The 11,098-nt window shown below is 58.6% G+C and carries 13 protein-coding genes, 1 tRNA gene and 2 pseudogenes; 13 read left to right on the forward strand and 3 right to left on the reverse strand.

The annotated features are described in order from the left end of the window. The first annotated feature begins 1 nt into the window (after position 1). The 6 genes from dapB to pgsA all read left to right on the forward strand — a co-directional run bounded on the left by dapB (position 2) and on the right by pgsA (position 3,760). Positions 2-811, forward strand: coding sequence for a 4-hydroxy-tetrahydrodipicolinate reductase (gene dapB / locus BUC26_RS18445; RefSeq protein WP_073378442.1), 810 nt, complete (start codon positions 2-4; stop codon positions 809-811). Between the two features lie 44 nt (positions 812-855). Continuing rightward, on the forward strand, positions 856-1,422 hold the full coding sequence (gene folK, locus BUC26_RS18450; RefSeq protein WP_073378444.1) for a 2-amino-4-hydroxy-6-hydroxymethyldihydropteridine diphosphokinase: 567 nt from the start codon (positions 856-858) through the stop codon (positions 1,420-1,422). A 128-nt stretch (positions 1,423-1,550) separates the two neighbouring features. Further along, positions 1,551-1,832, forward strand: coding sequence for a YHS domain-containing protein (locus BUC26_RS18455; RefSeq protein WP_073378446.1), 282 nt, complete (start codon positions 1,551-1,553; stop codon positions 1,830-1,832). After that, positions 1,829-2,473: a fructose-6-phosphate aldolase gene (gene fsa, locus BUC26_RS18460; RefSeq protein ID WP_073378448.1), complete on the forward strand. Its 645-nt coding sequence runs from the start codon at positions 1,829-1,831 to the stop codon at positions 2,471-2,473. The genes BUC26_RS18455 and fsa overlap by 4 nt, the downstream gene beginning before the upstream one ends. Continuing rightward, on the forward strand, positions 2,470-3,189 hold the full coding sequence (locus tag BUC26_RS18465) for a lytic transglycosylase domain-containing protein (RefSeq protein ID WP_073378450.1): 720 nt from the start codon (positions 2,470-2,472) through the stop codon (positions 3,187-3,189). Before fsa ends, BUC26_RS18465 begins: the two co-directional genes overlap by 4 nt. Before the next feature lie 4 nt (positions 3,190-3,193). After that, complete coding sequence (gene pgsA / locus BUC26_RS18470; RefSeq protein WP_073378452.1) at positions 3,194-3,760, forward strand: CDP-diacylglycerol--glycerol-3-phosphate 3-phosphatidyltransferase; 567 nt, start codon at positions 3,194-3,196, stop codon at positions 3,758-3,760. A gap of 20 nt (positions 3,761-3,780) precedes the next feature. Here pgsA and BUC26_RS18475 read toward each other — a convergent pair whose 3' ends face one another. Beyond that, the gene (locus tag BUC26_RS18475) at positions 3,781-4,581 is read right to left on the reverse strand and encodes a putative hydro-lyase (protein ID WP_073378464.1); all 801 of its coding nucleotides are present in this window, start codon (positions 4,579-4,581) and stop codon (positions 3,781-3,783) included. Positions 4,582-4,701: 120 nt separating this feature from the next. Between BUC26_RS18475 and BUC26_RS18480 the strand changes: the two genes are divergently transcribed. The 7 genes from BUC26_RS18480 (at position 4,702) to BUC26_RS18510 (ending at position 10,204) form a co-directional block, all read left to right on the forward strand. After that, positions 4,702-5,385 (forward strand): GntR family transcriptional regulator, encoded by a 684-nt coding sequence (locus BUC26_RS18480; RefSeq protein ID WP_073378453.1) that lies wholly within the window; start codon positions 4,702-4,704, stop codon positions 5,383-5,385. Positions 5,386-5,402: 17 nt separating this feature from the next. Continuing rightward, the gene (locus BUC26_RS18485; protein WP_073378455.1) at positions 5,403-6,437 is read left to right on the forward strand and encodes a TRAP transporter substrate-binding protein; all 1,035 of its coding nucleotides are present in this window, start codon (positions 5,403-5,405) and stop codon (positions 6,435-6,437) included. A 178-nt stretch (positions 6,438-6,615) separates the two neighbouring features. Then, positions 6,616-7,218, forward strand: coding sequence for a TRAP transporter small permease subunit (locus BUC26_RS18490; protein WP_161949883.1), 603 nt, complete (start codon positions 6,616-6,618; stop codon positions 7,216-7,218). 2 nt (positions 7,219-7,220) lie between these two features. Next, positions 7,221-8,504, forward strand: coding sequence for a TRAP transporter large permease (locus tag BUC26_RS18495; protein WP_073378465.1), 1,284 nt, complete (start codon positions 7,221-7,223; stop codon positions 8,502-8,504). Positions 8,505-8,530: 26 nt separating this feature from the next. Next, positions 8,531-9,211 (forward strand): DUF2848 family protein, encoded by a 681-nt coding sequence (locus tag BUC26_RS18500; protein WP_073378458.1) that lies wholly within the window; start codon positions 8,531-8,533, stop codon positions 9,209-9,211. Positions 9,212-9,246: 35 nt separating this feature from the next. Continuing rightward, entirely contained in the window at positions 9,247-10,044 is a 798-nt protein-coding gene (locus BUC26_RS18505; protein ID WP_084540761.1) for a carbon-nitrogen hydrolase family protein, read from the forward strand. A 73-nt stretch (positions 10,045-10,117) separates the two neighbouring features. Further along, positions 10,118-10,204, forward strand: a tRNA-Leu gene (locus BUC26_RS18510). Positions 10,205-10,633: 429 nt separating this feature from the next. Here the strand turns inward: BUC26_RS18510 and BUC26_RS24445 are convergent. Further along, positions 10,634-10,801, reverse strand: a pseudogene (locus BUC26_RS24445) (type I restriction-modification system subunit M N-terminal domain-containing protein); the annotation flags it as partial. 128 nt (positions 10,802-10,929) lie between these two features. Beyond that, a pseudogene (locus BUC26_RS22760) lies at positions 10,930-11,098 on the reverse strand (integrase core domain-containing protein); the annotation flags it as partial.

Below are 11,098 nucleotides of genomic sequence, written 5' to 3' on the forward strand. Positions count from 1 at the left end.
AATGATGAGAGTGATCGTGGCCGGTGCCGCCGGACGCATGGGCCGGCGCGTTGGCGTCATGGTTGACCGACACCCGGATCTGGTCTACGGCGGTGCATTCGAGGTGCCGGGCAGTCCGGCGGTCGGCAGCGATGCCGGGGAGCTGGCAGGCCTTGGTCGCAACGGTGTGCTGATCGGCGCCGGCTTCGAGTCGGTGATCGAAGATGGCGACGTGATTATCGACTTCACCTTTCACGAGGCCACCATGTCCTTTGCCCGGCTGGCCGCCGACCACCACAAGGCGATGGTCATCGGTACCACCGGCCTGTCCGGCGACCAGCTGGCCGAGCTGGCCGAGCTGAGCGCCCACTTTCCCTGCGTCCAAGCCCCCAATATGTCGGTCTGCGTCAACGTCCTGTTCAAGCTGGTCAAGAAGACGGCGGCCATCCTCGGCAATGATTTCGATATAGAGATCCTCGAGGCCCACCATAACAAGAAGAAAGATGCGCCGAGCGGCACCGCGCTCAAACTCGGCGAACTCGCCGCCGAAGGGGTCGGCCGGCGGCTGGCCGATGTCGGCGTCTACGAACGCTCCGGCATCATCGGTGAGCGAACATCGCAGGAGATCGGCATCCAGTCGATCCGGGCCGCCGATATCGTCGGCGAGCATACCGTCTTTTTCGCCGGTCCCGGTGAGCGGCTGGAATTGACGCACCGTGCTCAGACCCGGGACCATTTTGCCCGCGGAGCCACCATTGCGGCAGCCTGGCTGGCCGGCAAACCGAACGGCCTCTATTCGATGTTCGACGTTCTCGACCTGCAGGATCTTTAAGGCGCTGGCGGCTGGAGAGCGGTAGTAAGAACCAGCGGAGAGTCATGGGTACGCAACAGGATGGTACGGCGTGCGAAAACGTCTTCATCGGGCTCGGATCGAATCTCGGCGACAGCCGGCAGACTCTGATCAAGGCCTGGAATCTGCTCGGAGAGCAGCCGGACGTGACGCTTGGCGAGTTGTCCGCCCCCTATCTCTCTTCCCCGGTCGGCATGAGCAGCAGTCATTGGTTCACTAATGCTGTCGGCCGGGTCGTTGCCCGTTGTTCACCGTTTCGCCTGCTCGAAATCCTGCAGCATGTCGAAACTGCCTTCGGCCGGGTGCGCGAAAAAGAGTCGAAAGGCTACCAGGATCGACTGATTGATCTGGACTTGATCTATTTCGGAGACGTGGTCTGCGACGAACCGCGCCTGACCCTGCCGCACCCGCAGCGGACCGATCGATTGTTCGTGCTGGCGCCGCTTGCCGACATCGCCCCCGGTTTTCCCGACCCCGAACTGGCTGCGGGCTCTACGGTGAGTCAATTGCTCGATGATCTGCGGCGCAGAATCGCTGCCGGTCGGGTCACCGCGCAGGAGCTGCTTAAAGGATCCTGGTCGGCGGGCAGTTGAGACGACGGACAAGACAGGAGTTGACCCCGGCACGGAAGATTTAGACTTTTATTGCCGGTTGACTATAATGGAAGTACCGTGGTCGCAGTTGATCATGAACGTTACGAAACAACGGACAAGGAGGTCTTTTGGGACCGCTGAGAATTCTGATCCTGGCTGGGCTGCTTTATATCGGCTATCGATTGATCATGCGAAGCCTTGGTAAAGGAAGCGGCACGAAGGACGCAAAGAAGCGTGCGTCGGCCGAGAAACCTGAAATGATCACCGATGTCCTGGTCGAGGACCCTGTCTGTCATAAACTGGTACCGAAGCAGCAGGCCATCCAGCTGGAGGTAAAGGGCGAGACGCATTACTTCTGCAGCAGGGAATGCTCTGAACACTTTCTGTCCGAAAAAGGAGAAGAATTATGAAATTTTTTATCGATACCGCCAATCTGGATGAGATTAAAAAAGGCGTGGCAATGGGTATGGTTGATGGCGTTACCACCAACCCGTCGTTGGTGGCCAAGGAAGGAAGGCCGTTCCACGAGATTCTCAAAGAGATCTGTGCCGTCGTCGATGGCCCGGTCAGCGCCGAAGTGGTCAGCCTCGAAGCCGATGGGATGCTGCGTGAGGCCCGGGAACTGGCGGCGATGAGCGACAAAATCGTCGTCAAGATCCCGATGATCGTCGAGGGGATGAAAGCCGTCAAGCAGCTGACGGCCGAAGGGATCAATACCAATGTGACCCTGGTCTTTTCTCCGGCTCAGGCGCTGCTGGCGGCAAAGGCGGGGGCGACGTATGTCAGCCCGTTTATCGGACGGCTCGATGATATCAGTCAACCCGGAATGGATCTGATCAACGATATCATGACCATCTATCGGAACTACGGCTTCCAGAGCGAAGTCATCGTCGCCAGCGTCAGGCACCCGATGCATGTCGTCGAAGCTGCACTGATCGGTGCCGATATCGCCACTATTCCGTTCAAGGTGATCGCCCAACTGGCCAAGCATCCGTTGACCGATATCGGTATGGAGCAGTTCCTGTCGGATTGGGAAAAACGCGCCCAATGAGCCCGAGGCTCCAAACCAGGGACCGGCACAGCAAGCGGTTGTGCCGGTTGTTGACTTTGTTGCTGATCGGTATCGTCATGACGGGCAGACCCGGCCTGGCGAGCGACGGCATTTTTGTCTGCCCGGACGGCAAAGGCAACAAGCACTTCACGAACACGCCAGACTCTTCGCAGTGCAGAACCTTTCGCGCCGGCAAACAGGTTACGTTCAGCCATTTTACGAAGAAGGGCTCCTCGCTGTCAGCCCGCTGGGGTGCGGCGAAAAAAACGTTTGCCTATGACCGGGAGATCAATCAGTGTGCCGCCCGTTACCGTCTTGATCCGAACCTGGTCAAGGCGGTTATCCGGGCCGAATCGGATTTCAACCGGCACGCGGTGTCGCGTCGCGGGGCGCAGGGGTTGATGCAGCTGATGCCGGCAACGGCTCGTGAGTTGCGCGTTGCCGATCCGTTCAATGCCCGGCAGAACATCGACGGGGGCACGCGTTATCTGCGCACCCTGCTCGATATGTTCGACGGCAACGTGACCCTGGCGCTGGCCGCCTATAACGCCGGTCCCACGCTGGTCAAGAAAGTCCGTAAGGTACCGTCGATTCCGGAAACCGTCCTCTATGTCAAACGGGTCCTCTCTTATTATGAAGGCTACGGTGAAAGACGTATCGCCGACGTCTTCGATCGTGCGCAGATCAATGTTCGTGGTTTGGTAACGGTTCAATAACCCGATGAAATACTTGCTGACCCTGCCGAATATACTGACCGGTTTCCGGTTTGCGCTGATACCGGTGCTGATGGTGCTCTTTATGATCCACCAGGGCACCGGTGTGGAAATGGCGGCTTTTCTCGTCTTTGTGCTGGCCGCACTGACCGATTTTGCCGATGGCTACCTGGCCCGCAGGTACAAGGCCGAGACGGTGCTCGGCAAACTGATGGACCCGTTGGCCGACAAAGCGCTGGTTACCACGGCGCTGATCATGCTCATCCCGCTCGGCAAGATTCCGGCCGCCGTCAGCCTGGTTATTATCTGCCGCGAAATCATCGTTACCGGGTTTCGCGGCCTGGCCGCCACCAGCGGTAAAGTTGTGGCAGCCGGCATGCTCGGCAAGATCAAGAGTAACCTGCAGTATTTCGGTCTCGGGTTTCTGATCTTTCCGCTCGGTGTCTTGCCCGTGCCGTACCAGCATGAAATCGGCAGGATCCTGATCTACGGCTCATTGGTGATGGCCGTCTGGTCCGCTATCGACTACTTCTACAAACTCCGCGCCGTTTTCGTGGAAACTCCCGCCCGCTAGGCGACTGCCCGTACCTCCTTTTATACCTCGCTGAAATCGCCCTGACGGTCCTGGAACTCTTCGTCGCGATAATCAGAGACGAACATGTAGCCGGGGGCGTGGGTAATGGCCAGTTCGGGGGCGACATTCATCAAAGCCGCCTGCGGGGTCACCCCGCACGCCCAGAAGACGGGCACTTCGCCATCGCGAACAGGAACAGGATCGCCAAAATCGGGTCGCGACAGATCGCCGATGCCGATTGCAGCCGGATTGCCGTGATGGACTGGTGCGCCGTGGACGGCCGGATAACGGCCGGTAATTCGGTAGGCCTTTTCGACCAGTGCAGCGGGGATCGGGCGCATGCTGACCACTAATTGACCGGTAAACGGACCGGCCGGGCGGCAGGCGATGTTAGTCAGGTACATCGGTACATTGCAGCCGCATTCAATATGACGAACCGGCACGTTCTCTTTGAGCAGCGCGTTTTCAAACGTGAAGCTGCAGCCGATCAGAAAACTGACGAAATCGTCCTGCCAGAGATCGGTCACGTCACTGCGCAGTTCAACTTCTGTGGCTCGAAAGACCTTGTAGCCAGGCAGATCGGTGCGCAGATCACTACCCGGCGCGAGCTTTTTCGCCTCATAGCCACCCCCCTTGACCACCTCGAGCAGCGGGCACGGTTTCGGATTCTGCCGGCAGAACTGGTGAAAATCGTCCGCGTAACGGCTCGGCAGGATGACCAGGTTGAGCTGGGTGTAGCCGACACAGCAGCCGCTGGTCGGTTGGCGCCACAAGCCGCGGCGAACTTCATTTCTGAATTGTACCGGCGTCAGCGTCTGCATCCGTTCCGGGATAGCCGCAGTGCCGGGAGATACCGGCGATGGTTGGTTCATTGCCTCGCTCCTGTGAAATGAGATCATCGTTGTATTGACACCTGGTATACTACATGATATATCACAAGTATGCCAAACAAATCGATGCGCCAGGTTGCCTATGACTGGCTGAAAAAGCAGATCATCACGCTCGATTTTCCGATGGGTAGCTGCCTGGTGGAAAACACGCTCTGCCGGGACCTCGGGATGGGCCGGACGCCGATCCGGGAAGCGCTCCAGCAGCTGGCAGCGGAAGGGTTGGTGACGATACTGCCGAGAAAGGGCATTTTCGTCAGCAATATCAATTTCACCGATTTCGAGAACCTGATCGAGGTCAGGATCATGCTCGAGACCCATGTCGTTCGGCGACTGGCCCGCAACCGTATGCTCGTAGGCGGTGTCGACCCCGACAGGCTGGAGCAGATTCGGGCGCTGTTCGACAATGTCGCCGAGCTGGTCGAAGCCGGTGATATCGACGCGTTGCTGGTTATCGAACGCAAGTTTCATCAAGGCTTGGTCGCGCTGCTCAACAACCCGTTACTCGACGATCTGGCCGAACATATCTTCGACCTGGTGACCCGCACCTGGTATCTGTCCTTTAAAAACAGGACGAAACAGGATCTGGCCGAGACCCTGCAGGAGAATCTCGATGTGTTCGAGAAGGTCTGTCAGGGAGACGCCCAGGCCGCGGAAGACGCCATCGTGGAACACGTGATGAATTTCCGCAGCAAGGTCTTTCATCAGCCGAACGTGCATTACTACCACCACCCTTAAAAGACGGAGGTCCACCCATGAAAAAAGTTGCCATGTTCACCCTGTGTTCCGGCCTGCTCCTGACCATTGCCTCGGGGGCGATCGCCAAAGACCTTCGGGTCGTCGGCAGTTGGAACAGTTTGACGATGTTCAAGAATTTCGAGCAGCCGTTCTGGACGGAAAAGGTGCCGGCGGCGATGCCCGATGTGACGGTCGAGATGACTTCCCTCGGCCAGGTCAACCTCAACGGTCCCGCCGTCCTGCGCCAGATGGATATGGGTGTATTTGATGTGGTACATACTGTCGCCGATTACGTGGTAGCCGATTCCCCGGTCCTGGCCGGGCTCGATATGCCTGCCCTGGCCCCGGAGATCGAGCAGGCGCGCTCTGTGGTCGATGCCTATCGTCCGGTCGTCGCCGAGACGCTGGCCCGGGACTTTAACGCCAAGTTGCTGGCCATCGCCCCATACCCGGCCCAGGTCATTTTTTGCAAGGGAGCGGTCGCCGGGCTCGATGACTTGAAAGGAAAGAAGATCAGGGCGAGTGGCTGGACCACGTCGGAATTCGTCACCGCGCTCGGCGCCACCGGCGTTACCATGTCCTTCAGCGAAGTCCCCCAGTCCTTGCAGCGCGGTGTCGTCGACTGCGCCATTACCGGCAGCCTATCGGGATATTCGGCCGGATGGGGAGAAGTGGCCGATCATATCTATCCGCTGCCGGTCGGCGGCTGGGATTACGTGATCACTTCGATGAGCATGAAAACCTGGGAGAGTTTTTCCGAGGCCGAGCAACAGCAATTGCAGGAGATGATCACCGACGAGCTGGAAACGCCGGCCTGGCAGGTAACTGCCGAGGAGACGATAGCCGGGGTGGATTGCCTGACGGGCAAGCAGTGCGCCCACGGTGAGCCCAACAATTTGACCCTGGTGCCGATCTCGGACAACGACCTGCAGCGGGCCCAGGAAGTTCTGGTGGAAAACGTCCTGCCGGCTTGGGCCGCCAAGGTCTCCCCGGCCGATGTCGCGCAATGGAACGAAACTGCCGGCAAGCAGGCCAATATCCAGATCAAGTAGCCTCTCAGGCCGTCGGCGGGCGGGGGATCGTATCGGACCCTGCCCACCGATCAGGCCCACTGATGTAGGTAACCGCTGTGTCCGCCGTCGAGCCGGGTCTTCCTGCCGATGACCGGTTCGCAGAACCACCAGTTGATTCAGGATCCGCCATCAGCTGTAGATGGCCGGGATTGAGCGTATGGGCAAACTCCTCTCTCTTACCGAAATCGTCAATCGGGTCGGCGTCTGGGTCGGCGGTTTGCTGATGTTTTTTACCTCTGCGATGATTGCCGTAGAGGTGGTGCTCCGTAAGGTTTTCGCCATCTCCATGGGCGGAGCTGATGAAATCTCCAGCTACGTGCTGGCCATCAGTTGCAGTTGGGCCTTTGGTTTTGCCTTGCTGCGCAAGGCACATATCCGCATCGATATTTTTTACGCGAAAATGGGGCAGCGTCTGCAATCGCTGCTTGACCTGCTGTCGCTGCTGACCTTTCTTGTCTACCAGATACCGCTTGTCTACTTTGCCTGGCTGGTGGTGAAGACCTCGATCATCAGGAATTCGGCGGCCAACACGCCGCTGCATACCCCGTTGTGGATTCCGCAAGGACTCTGGTTTCTTGGACTTGTCTGCTTTCTGTTGACCACGGTAGTGCTGCTCGTGTCCTCTGTCGCCCGGCTGGCCCGTGGCGATCTGGAGGGCGCCCGCGCCCTGACCGGACCGAATACCATCGAGGACGAGATCAAGGAGGAAGGTGCGTCCCTGCCTGAAGCGAAGACACCATCCGATGGGGGCTTCCGATGATGATCATTGGTGTCGTTCTTGCCGTCCTGTTGCTATTTCTGTTGCTCAGCATCCCGGTTGCCGCGGCCCTGGCGGCTCTCGGCCTGAGCATGGGCAGCGTGTATTCCCCGTTTCCGCTCTACAAGGCCCTCGGGGAGATCTCCTGGTCCGCGGGCACCGATTTTTTACTTCTGGCCATTCCACTATTCGTACTGCTCGGTGAGATCCTGCTCCGGGCCGGTATCGCCGAGCGCACCTATCGAGCGCTTTTTTACTGGCTTTCCTGGCTGCCCGGCGGTTTGATGCATGCCAACGTCGCCACTTCGGCACTGTTTGCCGCCACGTCCGGCTCCTCGGTGGCGACCGCGGCGACGATTACCACGGTGGCGCTGCCCCAGGCGCGCAAGTTCGGCTATGCGGAAAGCCTGTTTGCCGGTTCAATTGCGGCCGGCGGGACGTTGGGGATTCTTATTCCGCCGTCGATCAACCTGATCGTCTACGGTTTTCTGACCAATACGTCGATCCCGCGCCTCTTCCTGGCCGGCATCGTCCCCGGCATTACGCTGACGATCCTGTTCATGATCGGCATCGTCGTCATCTGCCTGATCAATCCGAAACTCTCCGGACAGAAGGTGAACTCGTCCTGGTCGCAGCGTCTCGGCAGCCTCAAAGACCTGATTCCGGTGCTGTTGATCTTTGTCGTGGTGATCGGCTCCATCTATGCCGGTTTTGCAACGCCGACCGAATCGGCAGCCCTCGGCGTACTCGCGGCGCTGGCTCTGGCGGCGGCCCACCGACGCCTGAGCCTGGTCATGCTGCGCGACGTGGTGGAAGGGACGATGCGTACCACGGCGATGATCATGCTCATCCTGTTTGCCGCCTATTTTCTCAACTTCGTCCTCGCCTCGATCGGTCTGACCCAGATGCTCACCGATTTTGTCAACAATCTGGGCATGAGCCCGATGGCGACCATGTTGGTCATCGTAGCTCTCTACATGGTGCTCGGCTTTTTCATCGAGACCCTGTCGCTGATGGTCATCACCATTCCGATCGTGGCGCCGGTGGTGGTCGGTCTCGGCTTCGATCCGGTCTGGTTCGGGGTTTTGCTCATTCTGCTCATTGAAATGGCCCTGATTACCCCGCCGGTGGGGCTCAATCTCTATGTGGTACAGGGAATCCGCCAGAGTGGTTCGATCAGTGAAGTAATGATCGGCAGCATTCCCTTTGTCGGTTTGATCCTCCTGATGATCTTCCTGCTGCTGCTCTACCCTGACCTGGCCTTGATTTTGGCCCGCTACGTTCAGTAATCTTTCGTCATTCTCGGAGGACTATCATGCAGACGATCAGCTTCACGTTTCCCGACAGCTCGCAGGAGTTGGTCATCGATCGGCTTGTTGTCGCCGGCTGGGTCGGTAAAGACAGGGCCGCCCTGCAAAAGCATATCGATGAACTGGCCGCCCTCGGCGTCACCCCGCCGGGGCGCACGCCGACCTATATGAACCTGAGCCCATCCTTGCTGACCAGCAGACCGGAGATCAGCGTCGTCGGGCCGAACTCCTCCGGGGAGGTCGAGGCGGTTGTCGTTGTCGCCCGGGACGGACAGCGCTACCTGACGGTCGGCAGCGATCACACCGATCGCCAGTTCGAGCAATACGGCATCCCGGAATCGAAACAGATGTGTGCCAAACCGATGGCCGACGCAGCCTGGCCGCTGGACGAGGTGCAAGACCACCTGGCCGAGGTGACGCTCCGTTCCTGGATTACCGAGGGTGGCCGGCGACGGCTCTACCAGGAAGGGACCCTGGCGGCCAATCGCGATATTTTCGAACTGCTTGCCGAAATGCCGTCAGAGTGCGTGGACGACGGGTGCTCATTCTGTATGTTTTGCGGTACGTTTGCTGCCATTGGCGGCTTGAGCTACGGCGAGCGGTTTGAAATCGAGATGGCCGATCCGCTGCTCAAACGACGCATCGCCCATACGTACGATATTCGCGTGTTGCCTCAGTTCATTTAGGCGAGCTGGCCAGACACCGGGGAGGAACCCAGCCTATGACCGTGAAACTCATCCTTGCGCAAACTGCTGGTTCGGTTTCGGTCCGTGAAAATATTGAAACGGCCCGCCGTCTCATCGGTCAGGCGGCGCAGGCCGGTGGTGACCTGATCGTGTTTCCGGAGATGTTCATGGCGCTGCCGCAATCGGGGCAACCACTCGGCTCTGTGGCCGAGCCGATTGATGGTCCGTTTGCCACGGCGCTGAGTGAGTTGGCGCGGGCGCACCGGATCGCAGTAGCCAGCGGCTTTTGGGAGAAGGCCGACCAGGAGCCGGACAAGGCGGTCAACGCAGCTGTCGTCTTTGACGATCATGGTGATCTGCTGGCCAGCTATCGCAAGATCCATCTCTTCAATGCGCTCAGCGTCCGGGAATCAGACACGATGATCGGCGGGCGGACTCCGCCCCCGATTTTTTCCGTGGGCTCGCTACAGGTCGGCCTGGCGATCTGCTACGATCTGCGTTTTCCTGAACTGTTCCGCTATCTGGCGGGTCACGGCGCCGACCTGGTGATCGTCCCGTCCGCCTGGTATGCCGGCCCGATGAAAGAAGAACACTGGCTTACCTTGCTGCAGGCGAGGGCCATCGAAAACACCTGTTATATGGCCGGGGTCAATCTCTGCGGCACCTCGTTCGCGGCCCGCTCGGCGATTTTCGATCCGTACGGGGTAACGCTCGCCACCGCCGGAGAAGGTGAAACCCTGCTGACCGGTTCGGTGAGCAGCAAACGGGTGCGAGAAATCAGGGAGAAGCTGCCGACGCTCAGTCACGTCCAGTCTCATTTGTTCCAGGACTGAACAGCGAGTACGAGAACGACAACGCTTTCTGCTTGACTGCAAAACGGAATCTGAGCTATAAACATCATCTCATGCCGGAGTGGTGAAACTGGTAGACGCACGGGACTCAAAATCCCGCGGGAGCAATCCCATGTCGGTTCGATTCCGACCTCCGGCACCAAGTTCAGCCCGGAGAGCCAAGAATAATTGGTTCTCCGGGCTTTTCCGTCTCTGTTGGGAAAACAGCATCGCTTTATTATACTTTCCCGCTATTTTATGCGTCTGCCTTCTGTGTCAATGAGAGTGAGACACCTACCCCTTGAACAATTAGTGTAGGGTATCGTCTAAAGCGGTCTCGTTTTCGCTGGTGGCAAGCTGCAGGATCTTCACATACTCCTTCCCAGCCTTGCCAAGCGTATGGCGTTCACACAGCGAGTCGTACGCCATCCGGAAGCGGACTTGTCGGGAACAGATCGCTTCGATAGCGATAGTTGGCGAAGGCGCCGGGCTTGCGAATCAGCCAGTCGATCAATATGGCGGTACTGAATGCGGTGCGTATAGGATCCCCGTAGGGATCGATGACCTCGCGGGGGGTGAAATGTTCCCCGGCTTCTTCCATCACCGCATCCTTGCTTGGTTCGAGAAGGCAGTCGAGGCGGCGCAGGACGAACATCGGCAGAATGACATCGCGATACTTGCCACGCACATAGATATCGCGCAGGCAATTGAAGTGGACCCCTGAGTCAAGACAGAAATCCACTGGGTTTAAGCTAGACATTCAACGTCACGTGCAGCGGGTCGGCGCTGCCCCGGTTTAGCTTCTGCCGATACTTCTGGTGCTGACTCCGCGATTGATGGAACCCCTGTGGAGCGTAGCGGAACAGGGGTTCCATCAATCGCGCGTGGGTATTTATTCACAATCACTGCTCCACCGCCCATCGCGGTCTTATATACGACATCAGGTGTCTTTTGCCCCAACGACTGATGAGGGCGTTCGCCGTTATAAAAGCTGAAATACTCGGCCAGGCCGACCGTCAAGTCGATCATCGTGGCATAGCCCTTCAGATACACGTCC

The organism is Desulfofustis glycolicus DSM 9705, from assembly GCF_900130015.1.
GTDB lineage: Bacteria > Desulfobacterota > Desulfobulbia > Desulfobulbales > Desulfocapsaceae > Desulfofustis > Desulfofustis glycolicus.